The organism is Ferrovibrio xuzhouensis (assembly GCF_042648965.1).
Classification (GTDB): domain Bacteria; phylum Pseudomonadota; class Alphaproteobacteria; order Ferrovibrionales; family Ferrovibrionaceae; genus Ferrovibrio; species Ferrovibrio xuzhouensis.
The window spans coordinates 60307-74336 of sequence record NZ_JBHRYJ010000006.1; the positions used below are offsets into that span (position 1 = coordinate 60307).

17 protein-coding genes and 1 tRNA gene are annotated in these 14030 nt (G+C 65.4%); 5 read left to right on the forward strand and 13 right to left on the reverse strand.

The window, feature by feature from the left end; all coding sequences use genetic code 11:
- The first annotated feature begins 139 nt into the window (after positions 1–139).
- Positions 140–664 carry a hypothetical protein gene (locus tag ACFOOQ_RS20320; protein ID WP_379729525.1) on the forward strand — a complete coding sequence of 175 codons (525 nt, stop codon included), beginning with the start codon at positions 140–142 and terminating at the stop codon, positions 662–664.
- A 91-nt stretch (positions 665–755) separates the two neighbouring features.
- On the opposite strand, the gene ACFOOQ_RS20325 is transcribed toward ACFOOQ_RS20320, so the two are convergent.
- Positions 756–2264, reverse strand: a complete 1509-nt coding sequence (locus ACFOOQ_RS20325; RefSeq protein WP_379729526.1) for a 3-hydroxyacyl-CoA dehydrogenase — start codon at positions 2262–2264, stop codon at positions 756–758.
- A gap of 136 nt (positions 2265–2400) precedes the next feature.
- Between ACFOOQ_RS20325 and ACFOOQ_RS20330 the strand changes: the two genes are divergently transcribed.
- Together ACFOOQ_RS20330 and ACFOOQ_RS20335 are read left to right on the forward strand one after the other, a co-directional pair.
- Entirely contained in the window at positions 2401–2865 is a 465-nt protein-coding gene (locus ACFOOQ_RS20330; protein WP_379729527.1) for an Hsp20 family protein, read from the forward strand.
- Between the two features lie 23 nt (positions 2866–2888).
- Positions 2889–3149 carry a DUF1150 family protein gene (locus tag ACFOOQ_RS20335; RefSeq protein WP_379729528.1) on the forward strand — a complete coding sequence of 87 codons (261 nt, stop codon included), beginning with the start codon at positions 2889–2891 and terminating at the stop codon, positions 3147–3149.
- Between the two features lie 38 nt (positions 3150–3187).
- On the opposite strand, the gene ACFOOQ_RS20340 is transcribed toward ACFOOQ_RS20335, so the two are convergent.
- From ACFOOQ_RS20340 to ACFOOQ_RS20395, 12 genes are all read right to left on the reverse strand, one after another.
- Complete coding sequence (locus ACFOOQ_RS20340) at positions 3188–3658, reverse strand: DUF2846 domain-containing protein (protein WP_379729529.1); 471 nt, start codon at positions 3656–3658, stop codon at positions 3188–3190.
- Between the two features lie 90 nt (positions 3659–3748).
- On the reverse strand, positions 3749–4216 hold the full coding sequence (gene ptsN / locus ACFOOQ_RS20345; RefSeq protein ID WP_379729530.1) for a PTS IIA-like nitrogen regulatory protein PtsN: 468 nt from the start codon (positions 4214–4216) through the stop codon (positions 3749–3751).
- Between the two features lie 48 nt (positions 4217–4264).
- A complete protein-coding gene (gene hpf, locus ACFOOQ_RS20350) occupies positions 4265–4591 on the reverse strand; it encodes a ribosome hibernation-promoting factor, HPF/YfiA family (protein WP_379729531.1) in 327 nt (108 codons plus the stop codon).
- Positions 4592–4787: 196 nt separating this feature from the next.
- The gene (locus ACFOOQ_RS20355) at positions 4788–5468 is read right to left on the reverse strand and encodes a Fe2+-dependent dioxygenase (protein WP_379729533.1); all 681 of its coding nucleotides are present in this window, start codon (positions 5466–5468) and stop codon (positions 4788–4790) included.
- 68 nt (positions 5469–5536) lie between these two features.
- On the reverse strand, positions 5537–6190 hold the full coding sequence (can, locus tag ACFOOQ_RS20360) for a carbonate dehydratase (protein ID WP_379729535.1): 654 nt from the start codon (positions 6188–6190) through the stop codon (positions 5537–5539).
- Between the two features lie 9 nt (positions 6191–6199).
- On the reverse strand, positions 6200–7741 hold the full coding sequence (gene rpoN / locus ACFOOQ_RS20365) for an RNA polymerase factor sigma-54 (protein ID WP_379729536.1): 1542 nt from the start codon (positions 7739–7741) through the stop codon (positions 6200–6202).
- Between the two features lie 14 nt (positions 7742–7755).
- Complete coding sequence (gene lptB, locus ACFOOQ_RS20370) at positions 7756–8550, reverse strand: LPS export ABC transporter ATP-binding protein (protein ID WP_379729537.1); 795 nt, start codon at positions 8548–8550, stop codon at positions 7756–7758.
- On the reverse strand, positions 8547–9143 hold the full coding sequence (locus ACFOOQ_RS20375; protein WP_379729539.1) for an LptA/OstA family protein: 597 nt from the start codon (positions 9141–9143) through the stop codon (positions 8547–8549). The genes lptB and ACFOOQ_RS20375 overlap by 4 nt, the downstream gene beginning before the upstream one ends.
- A 6-nt stretch (positions 9144–9149) precedes the next feature.
- Positions 9150–9818 (reverse strand): LPS export ABC transporter periplasmic protein LptC, encoded by a 669-nt coding sequence (lptC, locus tag ACFOOQ_RS20380; RefSeq protein ID WP_379729540.1) that lies wholly within the window; start codon positions 9816–9818, stop codon positions 9150–9152.
- Positions 9819–9829: 11 nt separating this feature from the next.
- Positions 9830–10855 (reverse strand): KpsF/GutQ family sugar-phosphate isomerase, encoded by a 1026-nt coding sequence (locus ACFOOQ_RS20385; RefSeq protein ID WP_449265827.1) that lies wholly within the window; start codon positions 10853–10855, stop codon positions 9830–9832.
- A gap of 206 nt (positions 10856–11061) precedes the next feature.
- Positions 11062–11676, reverse strand: a complete 615-nt coding sequence (locus ACFOOQ_RS20390; RefSeq protein WP_379729541.1) for a ribonuclease D — start codon at positions 11674–11676, stop codon at positions 11062–11064.
- 111 nt (positions 11677–11787) lie between these two features.
- Positions 11788–11874 (reverse strand) — tRNA-Leu (locus ACFOOQ_RS20395).
- Between the two features lie 156 nt (positions 11875–12030).
- On the opposite strand from ACFOOQ_RS20395, the gene ACFOOQ_RS20400 reads away from it, so the two are divergent.
- Positions 12031–13155: an NAD(P)/FAD-dependent oxidoreductase gene (locus ACFOOQ_RS20400; RefSeq protein ID WP_379729542.1), complete on the forward strand. Its 1125-nt coding sequence runs from the start codon at positions 12031–12033 to the stop codon at positions 13153–13155.
- A complete protein-coding gene (locus tag ACFOOQ_RS20405) occupies positions 13152–14027 on the forward strand; it encodes an SMP-30/gluconolactonase/LRE family protein (RefSeq protein WP_379729543.1) in 876 nt (291 codons plus the stop codon). The genes ACFOOQ_RS20400 and ACFOOQ_RS20405 overlap by 4 nt, the downstream gene beginning before the upstream one ends.
- The last annotated feature ends 3 nt before the right edge of the window (positions 14028–14030 follow it).

Below are 14030 nucleotides of genomic sequence, written 5' to 3' on the forward strand. Positions count from 1 at the left end.
TTGGCCCCCGGCGATTGGCCGCCCGGTTAACCATGTCGCTTAACTGTATCTTCAGCGCCAGGCCTGCAATACTGGACGTTGCCAGAATGACACAACCCGGTGCGGCCGCCTCGCGGTCGTCATGCGCAGGAGAGAAATCATGCGCCGGCTGCTGCAGTATCGCTATCTGATCGCCATGGTCCTGACGGTTGCCGCCCTGTCCGGCTGCAACAAGGCCGATGACTATGTTCCCGGCCAGGGCCTCGGCCAGGCCGGCCTGATCGGCATCGGCGTCGAGGTCGCCAAGATCAAGGTCGAGCGCCGGCTGGAAGTCACCTGCAATCCGCTCAACCTGCTGAGCGACGGCACCTACTGCGTCAGCAACTACAAGCCGACCGACCGCCAGGAAGTCTGGTGTTTCAAGTCGCTGGGCACCGTTGATTGCTACAACGAGCCGGACCCCTATTCGCTGGCCGGCCACCAGCTGCCGGCGGCGCCGCGGCCGCTGGCCGATCCGCGCATGCCGATGACACCGCCGGGCCGGCGCACACCGCCGCAGGTCGCTGTCGCCCCCGCCGGGATGGAACAACCGGTCGAGGCAACGCCGGCCGAACCGGCACCGACGATCATGGCCGCGCCGCAGGCTTCCGCACCACCAGCGGCCGCACCGCCGGCGCAGCAATAACCGCCGGGTGGCCCGTACCGCCGATCACGAAGCCGGCAACGCCCTCTTGTCCCGTATGACAGCGTGCCAGTAGCGCCGGACCTTTCCCGCTTCAGTCCGCCGTCAGCGCCGAGAGGCCGAGCAGCGCGCGCCGGCGCAGCCACAGGCTCGGCCGGTAGCGGTCATCGCCGGTGATCGCCTGCAACTGCGCCAGCACCGTGTGCACCGTTGCCGGGCCCATGGCATCGGCGAGCGCCAGTGGCCCGAACGGATAGTTCAGACCCAAGGTCATCGCCTTGTCGATATCGTCGGGTGAGGCCACGCCGATCTGCGCCATTTCGCAGCCGAGATTGGCCACCATGGCGGCAATGCGCTGGCCGATGAAACCGGGGCTGTCGTGGATCGCGGTGACCGCCCGGCCGGCCTCATGGAAGCGCGCGACCAGGGCATCGAGCAGGTCCTGTCGCCCGCCCGGCGCCCGCATCAGGGTCAGCCGCTTGTCGAGCCGGCCGGCGATGTCGATGGCGAACAGCCGCCGATGATCGAGCTGCAACCGCGCCGCATAGGTCGAGCAATCCTCGCCAAGCGGGGCACAGAGGATCGGCAGTTCGCCATCGTCAAAGCCGGTGACATCGAAGCCGAAGCTGCGCAGCAGTTCGCCGAGCGCCTCGTCCTCCTCGGCCAGCACCACGCGGGCGGCCGGCGGCGTGCTGGAGGGCGCATCGGGCGACGGCACCATGGCCTTGCCGTCCGGGCCGTATTCGAAAAAGCCGCGACCCGACTTGCGGCCGAACTGGCCACTTTCCTTCAGAAGCTGGTGCAACGGTGCGGTCGCCAGCCGGCGGTCGAAGAAATAGCCCTCATGGATGATCTGGCTGACCGGGAAATTCACGTCGATGCCGGTCAGGTCCATCAGTTCGAACGGCCCCATGCGGAAGCCCCAGGCGTCGCGCATCACCGCGTCGACCTGGGTCGGCGTCGCCACGCCCTCGGCAACGATCCGCAATGCCTCCTGCGTATAGGCACGGCCGCCGAGATTGACGAGGAAGCCCGGGCTGTCCTGCACCACTACCGGCACCCGGCCCATGCGCTCGCCCACCTTCACCAGCGCAGCGATGGCATCGTCGGACGTGCCGGGCGCGCGGATCACCTCGACCAGTTTCATCAGCGGCACCGGATTGAAGAAATGCAGGCCGGCGACACGCGTGCGGCCGCTGCAGGCGCTGGCGATGCTGGCAATGCGCAGCGAGGAGGTATTCGACGCCAGCAGGCAGTCCGGCCGGACGATGGCCTCGAGCTGGCGGAAGACCTCCTGCTTGACGGCAAGGTTCTCGACGATCGCCTCGACCACCAGGTCGGCGGGCACCATGTCTTCGAGGCGGTCAATCACCTGCAGGCGCATCTTCGCCGCCGCGGCGGCATCGTCCGCCAGCCGGCCCTTGCTCACCATCTGGTCGAGCTGGGCGGCAATGGCCTCGGCGGCCTTTGCCGCCGCGCCGGGCGCCGCATCGAACAGCCGGACGGTCATGCCGCCGGTAATGCCGACCTGGGCAATGCCGCGCCCCATCGCGCCGGCGCCAACGATTCCAACAATTTCAATATCTTGCAGCTTCTCGGGCAAAACTGTTCCTCCATCACAAACCCGGTGATCCTGCCGGGACGCATCTTGATCCGCAAGCCATCACCCCCCACATCTCCCCTAACCGGGGTGCCTCATGAGGGCTTCGGAAAGGATCTCGCTTACGAAGGAGACCGCAATGACGCGTGTGTCACTGTTTTCCAGTCCGCTGCTGCTTGGCTTCGACCATGTCGAACGCATGATCGAACGGGCCGCCAAGACCGGCAGCGAAGGCTATCCGCCCTACAATATCGAGCAGATCGGCGCCGACGGCCTGCGCATTACCCTGGCCGTCGCCGGCTTCGGTGCCCGCGACCTGTCGATCACCGTCGAGGACAACCAGCTTGTCATCCGTGGCAGGCAGGCCGACGACAAGGATCGGGTGTATCTGCATCGCGGCATCGCGGCGCGCCAGTTCCAGCGCAGCTTTGTTCTGGCGGACGGCATCGAGGTGATCGGGGCCCAGCTCGGCAACGGATTGCTGCATGTGGATCTGCAGCGCCCGAGACCGGAAGCCCAGGTCCGCAGCATCGCCATCACGACAACCGACAATGACAGCAGCGATGCACTCGGCGTTACCGGCAAGACCGGCAGTGCCGACTGAAAGGCCCAGCAAGGAGAAAAACCATGGCCATTCCCAGCAACCATGACGGATCGACCGCCGGCCGGCGCGCACCGCAGGCCATGAGCCCCGAGATGTTCGCCAATCTCGGCGCGCCTGATCTTGCCTATATCCGCCCGGTCACGGTCGACCAGGGCGAAGGCGGGCAGGTCAGCGCATGGGGCATCTTCGCGGCCAACGGCGACCAGCTCGGTCTGGCACCGCAGCGCGATCTTGCCTTTGCCGCCGCCGTGCAGAACGAACTGGTTCCGGTCAGCGTTCACTGACCCGGCAGCATCCGCCGCCTGGTTCGGCCATTTTCTCGTCAGGCCGGACAGGCGGCGGCAATGCGCGTGCGGTTCTCGGTTTCCATCTGCCCGGTCCGGGCATCGACCTCGATGACCGGGCGCTGCGAAGCGACCGGGATGCCCCAGTCCATCCGCAGATAGCCGGTGCCACCGGCGGAGACGTTCACCAGGATGGTGGTCGGTCGCGGACCGGCCACGGCAACCTCGTGCCGCCCGGGCGCCACATCACAGAAAAATACCCCGCCCGGCAGGGCCTCGGCGATCTTGCGGCCATCCAGCATCACCGCCGGCTTCGAGGCATCGCCGAGCAGCGAGTTTGGCCCGCCGAGGCTGAGCGTGGTGCGATAGAAATAGAGACGCCCGCGACCGGCGGCGATGGCGCCGTCCTCGTTGCGGTCAGGCGCCGGCGGGATGCCGCAGCCGGCCAGCAGCGGCACCAGACCGAGAAACAGCAGGCCGCAGAGGCGCGGAAGGAAACGGCTGGTCATGAGGAATCCTGGAGGTGAGCGGGGCCTCTGCTTTAGCCCTGCCGCCTTACATCCGCCTGACAGCGCCGCAGGAACCGTGGCCGCCCGCGGTCAGGCTGCCGCGTTGCTGGCCGAACTGTCGGTCAGCAGGGCGAACAGGGCATCCGCGCTTTCGGCGCCGCGCAGCTTTTCGCAGATCGCCTTGTCGCGCAGCAGCCGCGATACCTTGGCGAGCGCCTTGAGGTGATCGGCGCCGGCCGACTCAGGCGCCAGCAGCAGGAAGATCAGGTCGACCGGCATCTCGTCGATCGAATCGAAATCGATCGGCCGCTCGACACGGGCAAACAGGCCATACAGCTTGTCGAGGCCGGCGAGCCGGCCATGGGGAATCGCAATGCCGTTGCCGACACCGGTGGTGCCGAGACGCTCGCGTTCCAGCAGAACGTCGAAGATGGCCCGCTCGGGCTGGCCGGTGATCCGGGCCGCCCGCGCCGAGAGCTCCTGCAACGCCTGCTTCTTGCTGTTGGCCTTGAGATTCGCGACGACGCCGTCAGGACTCAAAAGCTGAAAGATTTCCATCGAGAAAAATGCCTCCGCGGCAGGTACCGGTAACGTCCGATCCGGAGATCAGGCCGTTTCATCGGCACTGGGCACACGCGTGTGGTGGTTACGCCGCTTGCGCTTGTCGCGCCGCAGCTGCTTGGCCAGTCGATCCAGAGCCTGGTCGAAACTGGCGTAGATTTCGGTATCCTGGCCTTCAGCCTGCGCATCGATGCCGGTGCCGACATGCACAGAGCAGTGGCAGCTGTACATCGAGCCTTCACGGCTGAAGACCACCTGGGCCTCGATGGCATTGTCCATATACTTCGCCACGGCGACTGGAAGCTTCTCGTCGATATACGCGCGCAAGGAATCGCCAAGGTCGAGGTGCTGTCCGGAAGTCAGGATTTTCATGATGCTATAAAACCCGAATTCGCTCGGTCGTGACATGATTGATTGTAGTACGGCCACCAGGGCCCGTCATGCCGGTCGCGGACCATAGAGAAGCCCCCCTCCCCTGTCAACCTCGGCCAAACCGCATCAAGTCGTTGATAAAAAACGACATTAACCTTCTCACAAAAATGAAACGGCTCTAATCGGCACTCAGGTGCTAATCATCAATCCACTGGCGCAGCAGATTCTTGCGCACCTTGTCGAGCATATCCTGCGCCGCCGCGGCCGCGCGGGCATCACGGCTCTGAATCATATTACTGATCATCGCCAATTCCAGCATGATTTCGCGCCGCGCGGGTTCGCGGATCATGCTCTGCAGCCAGCTGACGCAGGCGAGGCGCTCGCCGCGCGTCACCGGCCGCACCTCGTGAAAATAGTAGGTCGGGTACACCACCATCTGGCCGGCCGGCAGCTTGTAGGTCGAATTGCCCATGCCGCTCTTGATCACCAGTTCGCCGCCATCGTAGTCCTGCGGGCTGCTGAGAAACAGGGTGAATGACATGTCGACGCGGATCTTGTCGCCCTCATCGCCCATCAGGGCATTGTCGACATGGTCGCCGTAGAACATGCCCTCTTTGTACAGATTGAAGCGCGGCGGCAGAATCCGCCGCGGCGCCGCCACCGTCTGGAAGGTGCTGTTGCGGTTGAGCGCGGCAGTGATCAGATCCTGCGCCTCGGACATGCGCTCCGAGCGGCGATCGGTCTGCAGGTTGTTCTTCACGTTACGCGCGCGCCCGGCGGCGGTCAGCCGGCCATCGAGAAAATCCTCCGTGGCGGCATTCGTCCGCAGGGTCGCGACCTCGGCTTCGGTCAGAACATCCGGAATGACGACAAACATCAGAATTCCCCCGGCATCACAATCCCCTTGGCATCACGATTTCCGTGGCCGCAACGGCGGCGGGATAATCAATCGCCTGCTTCGGATTTCGTCTTAGTGCGGAAAATATCGCTCAGGCCTTCCGGGCCAGAGACAGTGACCCCCAGATCGCGGACGAGGCCATTGGTCAGGCCGTAGACCCAGCCATGTAGGCTGAGTTCCTGGCCACGCGCCCAGGCATTCTGCACGATCGATGTCTTGGTCAGGTTTACGACCTGCTCGCGGACATTCAACTCGCACAGCGCATTCAGCCGCTTGTATTCGTCGACCATGGCCCGCAGCTCGACCTTGTTCTTCTCGTAGGTCTCGCGGATCGGCAGCAGCCAGTGATCGATCAGGCCGAGCTGTTCGGGCTGCATTGCCGCACGCACGCCGCCGCAGCCGTAATGACCGGTGACGATCACATGCTTGACCTTCAGGAACTCGACGGCGAACTGCAGCACGGACAGGCAGTTGATGTCGGCCGGATGTACCAGGTTGGCGACGTTGCGATGCACGAACATCTCGCCCGGGTCGAGGCCGCAGATTTCGGTGGCCGGCACCCGACTGTCGGCGCAGCCGATCCACAGGTAGCCCGGATTCTGCTGATGCGCCAGCCGGTCGAAGAACCCCGGATCGGTGCGCAGCTTGTCTGCCGCCCAGATGCGGTTGGAGTCGAACAGCGGTTTGAGATCGGATGTCATGATGATGCCTCAGCCAACAGAGAGCAGGCCGGCTTTTTTCAGACGCCGGCGCTCCACCGAGGAGGGAATGTTCATGGCTTCCCGGTATTTGGCAACGGTCCGGCGGGCAATATCGACGCCCTTGCCAGCCAGCATCTCGACGATCTTGTCGTCCGACAGCACGTCCTCGGCGATTTCCGCATCGATCAGCGACTTGATGCGGTGGCGGATCGATTCCGCCGAGAAGGCCTCGCCGCCATCGGTGGCCGCAATACTGGCGGTGAAGAAATACTTCATCTCGAAGATGCCGCGCGGCGTCGCCATGGTCTTGTTGGAGGTGACGCGACTGACCGTGCTTTCATGCATGTCGATCGCCTCTGCCACCGCGCGCAGGTTGAGTGGCTTGAGATGCGAGACGCCGTGGCGCAGGAAACCATCCTGCTGGCGGACGATCTCGCTGGCCACCTTGAGGATGGTCTGGGCACGCTGGTCGAGCGACTTGACCAGCCAGTTCGCCGAATTCATGCAGTCCGACAGGTAGGATTTCATCTGCTTGTCGGGCGTGGCGGGCTTGTCGCGGTTGATCTTCGCGTAATAACGGCTGTTCACCAGCACGCGCGGCAGCGTGTCGCTGTTCAGTTCCACCACCCAGCCGCCGTCACTGGCCCGCCGGATATAAACGTCCGGCACCAGGGTCTGCACCGGTTCGCCGCCGAACAGCAGGCCGGGCTTGGGGTTGAGCGCGCGGATCTCCTTGACCATATCGGCCACGTCTTCCTGGTCGACCCCGCAGACCCGCATCAGCCCGACGATGTCGCGCCGCGCCAGCAACTCGAGATGATCGAGCAGGGCCTGCATGGCGGGATCGAGGCGGTCGCGCTCGCGCAGCTGCAACGCCAGGCATTCCTTCAGGCTGCGGGCGAACAGGCCGGCCGGCTCGATGGTCTGCAGGTCGAGCAGCACGGCCTCGACCTCATCCTCCTCGATGCCGAGCCGTTCGGCGATATCGGCCAGCGCCTCGGTAACATAGCCGGCCTCGTCGAGCGCATCGATCAGCGCCTGACCGATCAGCCGGTCGCCGGCATTGGTCGGCATCAGCGACCACTGCGTCTCGACATGCTCGCGCAGATTCTGCGGCTCGGACAGGGTCTGTTCCAGCGAACCGCCGCCGTCCTCGAAACGGGAATCGCCGCCACGGCCGCTGATATAGCTGCCCTCGATGCCGATGCCGTCGCCGACGGCATCATAGCCGCTGTCCGTGGTGAAGGTGTTGTCGCCCTCGGCATCCATCGACTCGCTGGCCGCGCCGGTCGCCCCGTCGGCATTGAGGTCGAGTCTTCCCTCCGCGCCATCGGCGGCCTCGGATACCTCGAAGGGGGCCTTCTCGTCGTCGCCGGCCCCGCCCTCCTCGGCCTCGCCGCGCTCCAGCAGGGGATTGCGCTCGAGCTCCTGCTCGACATAGGCCATCAGTTCCAGGTTGGAGAGCTGCAGCAGCTTGATAGCCTGCTGCAGCTGCGGCGTCATAACGAGCGCCTGGCCCTGCCTGAGTTCAAGACGGGGACCGAGAGCCATGATTCAGGCCCGCGTTACCAGCTGAACCGTTCGCCGAGATAAACTCGGCGTACATTCTCGTCCGCAACGACTTCGCTCGGACTGCCCTCCATCAGCACCTTGCCATCGTGCATGATGTAGGCGCGGTCGATGACATCGAGTGTTTCGCGGACATTGTGGTCGGTGATCAGCACGCCGATGCCGCGATGCTTGAGATGCGACACCAGCTCGCGGATTTCACCCACGGCAATCGGATCGATACCGGCCAGCGGTTCGTCCAGCAGCATGAAGGACGGCTGGGTCGCCAGCGCGCGGGCGATTTCGCAGCGCCGCCGCTCGCCGCCGGACAGTGCCAGTGCCGGCGTGCGGCGCAGGTGGGTGATCGAGAATTCCGCCAGCAGGTCGTCCAGCATGGCTTCCCGCCGATCCGCCTCGGACTCCACCAGCTCGAGTACCGAGCGGATATTCTGCTCGACGGTCAGACCGCGGAAGATCGAGGCCTCCTGCGGCAGATAGCCCATGCCGAGCCGCGCCCGCCGGTACATCGGCAGGCCGGTGATGTCGTGGCCGTCCAGCGTGATCGTGCCGTGATCGGGCCGGATCAGGCCGGTCATGATGTAGAAGGTGGTGGTCTTGCCGGCGCCGTTCGGGCCCAGCAGTCCGACCGCCTCGCCGCGCTGCACATACAGCGACACATCGCGCAGCACCGGCCGTTTCTTGAAGCTCTTGCCGAGCCGGAGCGCGGCCAGCCCCGGGCTGGGGTTGTCGGCCACCAGCCGCAGGCCGTCGCCGTCTCCCGTCACATCCAGCTTTTCGCCGCTGACGGTCATGGTTTCTTGCCTTCCGGCTTGGCGGCCGGCGCCTTGTCCGGCTGGCTGGGTTCGCTGGGCAGGAACACGCCCTGGACGCGGCCGCCGGTCGCCGGATCACAGGTGCTGCGACCGCTGTCCTGATACATGACCGCCTTGGCGCAGCGCACGGTGCCTCGGTCATTGGTCAGCAGCACATTGCCGGTCAGGGTGATTACCTTCTTCTCGACGTCATAGATGCCGAAATCGCCCTGGCCACGCTCTTCCGGGGTCGAGACGAACACATTGCCCTTCGCCTCGATGCGGGTGATCGAACTGGCATCCGGCCCGGCGGCGGCGGGAGCCGAAGCCGGCTTCTTCTGCGCGGCCGCCGCATCCTTCTGACGGTCGCGGTAATAGACATAGAGTTCATCGGACCGCAGGCGGGTATCCCCCTGGACCGCATCGACCTTGCCGCGGAAAATCGCCAGCTGCTTGTCCTGCTGCACTTCCAGGGTGTCGGAATTGATGTTGATCGGCTGATTGGTGTTGCGGTTCTTGTCGAGGCTGACCTGCGCATAGGCAGGCCCGCCGACAATACCGGCAATAATCAGGGCGGCCAGAACAATACGCATGCCGGATCAGCTCCGTTGCTCGTGCGGGAGAATCGTGGTCTTCACGCCGTTGATGAAATGAATGACGCGCCCCTTGTCGTAGACCCGCAGACCGTTGGCATTGATGGCGCCGAGACTGGAATGACCCCAGACCTTTTCATCACTCGACAGCAGCTTCGTATCCAGATTGATCTCGGCCGACAGGCCATGCATCTCGTAACCGTTGTCACTGAATACCGCGATGTTGCCATACAGATTGAGCAGCCGCTTCTTGCCATCGTAATAGCCGGTATCGGAGGTCAGCGACCACCAGGCCCCGTCATTCATCGACAGGTCGGCATGGACATTGTCCATGGTCACCAGCTGGTCATCCTGCGGATCCTGGATCGCCCGGTCGGCCGTCACCACATACGGCTGGTTGTTGGCATCGACGCCCCGGTAGCGCGGATTTTTCATCACCAGTGCGGCATTCGTGCTGTCGGTGTCGGTAAAATTGAGCGGCAGGAAAGTCGCGCGCTTGGTCAGCTGCGGCCAGGCCAGCACCGCCGCGATCGTCACGACCGCCAGCACCGGCAGGACGAACTTCATGAACTGCACATATCGCCGGCGCCGGGCCAGTGTCGTCACCAAATCGCCGCGCGCGCGGGGGGCGAAATCCGCGGCGCGATGCTGCCGGTCGGCCGGCTGGTTATCCATCTCGGCCGCCATCATGTAATTCCGGCCCGCACGCAATCGTGCATATGCAGGATGCCAACCGGACGCCCGCCGGCGACGGCGAAAAAAGCCGTGATGCGCCGGCTGTTCATCTCGCGCAGCGCTTCCACGGCCAGCGCATCCGGCGCAATGGTCATCGGCGACCGCGTCATCACGGTATCCACCGTCTGCGCCAGCAGGTCGCCCTCGATATGGCGGCGCAGATCGCCGTCGGTGACAATGCCGATCAGCCGGCCCTTGTCGCGCCCCTTGAGGCCGACGATGCCGATACAGCCGAAGCTGCGCCCGGCCATGGTCACCAGTGCCTCGCGCATCGGCGTGCCACTGTCGACCAGCGGCATTTCGGGGCCGGCATGCATCAGGTCGCCGACCTTGATCAGCTGCTTGCCGAGCCGGCCACCCGGATGGAACACCCGGTAATGATCGCGGTTGAAGCCCTTGCGCTCCATCAGCGCAACGGCCAGCGCGTCACCCAGCGCCAGCGACATCGTGGTCGAGGTGGTCGGCGCCAGCCCCATCGGGCAGGCCTCTTCCACCGGTGGCAGGACCAGCACGATATCCGATGCCTTGCCGAGCACGGATTTCGCCTTCGACGTGATGCCGATCAGCGGGATACCGAAGCGCTTGGCATGAACGATCAGGTCGGCCAGTTCCGGTGCATCGCCGGAATTCGACAGCGCCAGCAGGACATCGCCCTGCATCACCATGCCGAGGTCGCCATGGCTGGCTTCGGCGGGATGGACGAAAAAGGCCGGGGTGCCGGTCGAGGCCAGCGTGGCGGCGATCTTGCGGCCGACGTGGCCGCTCTTGCCCATGCCGGAGACGATGACGCGGCCCCGGATGCCGGTGGCGGTTGCCGGGCCGCCGCTGACCGCCATCATGGCGTCGACCGCCCTGGTGAAAGCCCCGTCGATCTGCGCCGCCATGGCCGCCAGGCCATTGGCTTCCATCAGCAGAACCCGGCGACCGACAGCCACGTCCGCGCTGACCGCCGGCTTGGCACCGGCAACCTTGACCACCTTGGGACTGCTCGTCGCACGTTTAGTTCCGGCGCGCCTGACACGCGCGGCGGACGGTGCGGATGTCATGGGCTACCCACCGCTAGCGAGACTACTAACAAGAATCGTGCCAAATATGGAGAATCGGGTCCGAAAATGCAAACCGCTTGAGCCTGCGGTTGCCTTTTTTCAGTGCATAACCCGATGGATACCGCCTATGGGCGAGTTCAGTGGGCGAAGATGTCCTCTTCCGGCCAGCCGGCCAGATCGAGGGCGGCGCGGGCCGGCAGGAAGTCGAAGCAGGCCTGGGCAAGGGCCATCCGGCCCTCGCGCACCAGCATGCCGTCGAGGACCGCCTTGAGCTGGTGCAGGTAGAGCACGTCCGAGGCGGCATATTTCTGCTGGGCTTCGGTCAGTTTCGGCGCCCCCCAGTCGGAGGACTGCTCCTGCTTGGAAATCTCCACCCCGATCAGCTCGCGGCAGAGGTCCTTCAGGCCGTGGCGGTCGGTGAAGGTGCGCACCAGCTTGGAGGCGGTCCGGGTGCAGTAGACCGGCGCCGTGGCAGCGCCGACGTATTTCTTCAGCGCCGCCAGGTCGAAGCGGGCGAAATGGAACAACTTGAGGACCTTCGGGTCCTCCATCAGGCGCTTCAGGTTCGGCGCGTGGCAGCCGGCACCCGCCTGAAACTGCACCAGATGGGCATTGCCGTCGCCGGACGACAGCTGCACCACGCAGAGCCGGTCCCGATGGGTGCGCAGGCCCATGGTTTCGGTATCCACCGCCACCATGCTGCCGAGATCGAGGCCGTCGGGCAGATCGCCCTGATATACGGTAATGGTCATCTGCGCGTCCCTGCTGCCAGCATTTCTGCCAAGGGGGCGCCCCGGGGAGGGGCACACCCTTCTTTACGAAGTCGAGGCGTGATCGCCACGCGGCGCGAGACTAAAAGGAATTGGTGCCCAGGATAAGACTCGAACTTACACGACCTTTCGGTCACTAGCACCTGAAGCTAGCGCGTCTACCAATTCCGCCACCTGGGCAGGCGGTGCAGGCTGGCCCGTTGGCCACCCCGACCGAGGCGTGTCTTTACGGCTCCGGCCGGGGGAAGTCAAGCGCCCGCCGCAAAGAACTGCCGGGACTTGCCACGCCCCCCGGTCCTGCCGATAACGGGATCCTGCGTTCAGGGAAAAATGCCGATGGATCAAGTGGAATGCCTGGTGATCGGGGCCGGCGTGGTCGGCCTGGCGGTGGCCCGCAGCCTGGCCCGCCGCGGCCGCGAGGTGGTGGTGGCCGAAGCCGCCACCCTGATCGGCAGCGAGACCAGCTCGCGCAATTCCGAGGTGATCCATGCCGGCATCTATTACCCCGCCGGCAGCCTGAAGGCGCGCAGCTGCGTCGAGGGCAAGCAGGCGCTGTATGCCTATTGCGCCGAGCGCGGCATCGCCCATAACCGCTGCGGCAAGCTGATCGTCGCCGCCGACGCGGCGCAGATTCCCGATCTCGAAGCCCTGAAGGCAAAAGCCGAGGCCAATGGCGTCGACGACCTGCAGTGGCTCAGCCGCGAGCAGGCGCTGGCGCTGGAGCCGCAGCTGCATTGCGTCGCCGCGCTGTTGTCGCCATCGACCGGCATCATCGACAGCCACGGCCTGATGCTGGCCTACCAGGGCGAGGCCGAGGACCACGGCGCCATGCTGGCCTTCGACGCTCCGGTCACCGGCGGCGCGGTGCGCAACGACGGCATCGAGATCGCCACCGGCGGCGCCGCGCCGATGCGGCTGAAAGCGCGCCATGTGATCAACGCCGCCGGCCTGCAGGCTCAGGCGGTCGCCGCCGCGATCGACGGCCTGCCGGCCGATGCCATCCCGCCGACCTATTATGCCAAGGGCAATTATTTCATCCTCTCGGGCATGAAGCCGCCGTTCAGCCGGCTGATCTATCCGGTGCCGGAGCCCGGCGGGCTCGGCACCCATGTCACCATCGACATGGGTGGCCAGATGCGCTTCGGTCCCGATGTCGAATGGATCGACCGCATCGACTATGCCGTCGATCCGGCGCGCGGCGAGAAATTCTATGCCGCCGTGCGCCGCTACTGGCCCGACCTGCCCGACGGGGCGATCCAGCCGGGCTATGCCGGCATCCGCCCGAAACTGTCGCCGCCGAGCCCCGAGAAGGGCGGCAAGGCCGACGATTTCGTCATCCAGGGCCCGGAGGTCCATGGCGTGGCCGGCCTGGTCAACATGTTCGGCATCGAAAGTCCCGGCCTGACCGCTTCGCTCAAGCTCGGCGAGCATGTCGCCGATCTGGTAGACTCCGGCCCATGACCGACGCACGCTGCATCCTCGACGGCCAGTTCGACCTGGCGGAATCGCCGGTCTGGTCGGCGGCATTGCAGCGCCTGTGGTTCGTCGACATCAACCGCCCGGCCCTGCATCGCTTCGATCCGGCCAGTGGCCGCGACGAAAGCTGGCCGATGCCGGAGTCGATCGGCTGCGTCGCGCAGGCCGCCGATGGCGGCATGATCGCTGCGCTGCGCAACGGCATTTATCGCCTTGACCTGGCTGGCGGGCAGCACCGGAAAATCGCCGGCGCGCCCTATGATCCGATGGAGACGCGGTTCAACGACGGGCGCTGCGACCGCCAGGGCCGCTTCTGGGCGGGCAGCATGTTCGAGCCGCGCAAGGAGCCGGTCGGCGCGCTCTACCGTCTCGACGGCGAGCGGCTGATCCCGCAGGAGATCGTCGGCGGCGTCAGCACCTCGAACGCCCTGGCCTGGAGCCCGGACGGCACGACGATGTACCACGCCGATACCAACAGCCATCGCGTCCACGCCCATGACTACGACATCCGCACGGCGGAACTGTCGAACCGCCGGGTTTTCCTCGACCTGACGGCGACCGGCGAACGGCCAGATGGCGCCACGGTGGATGCGGCGGGCAATTACTGGGTCGCCTTCTACGGCGCCGGCAAGGTCGTGCAATTCGCGCCCGATGGCCGCCGCCTGCGCGAGATCCTGCTGCCGGTGAAGGCGCCGACCATGCCCTGCTTCGGCGGCCCGGAGCTGAAGACGCTCTACATCACCACGGCGCGACAGAAGCATACGGCGGAGGAACTCGCCGCCATGCCGCTGGCCGGCGGGATTTTCGCGGCCGATGTGGAGACTCCCGGCCTGCCGGAACCGCTGTTCGCCGGCTGATAC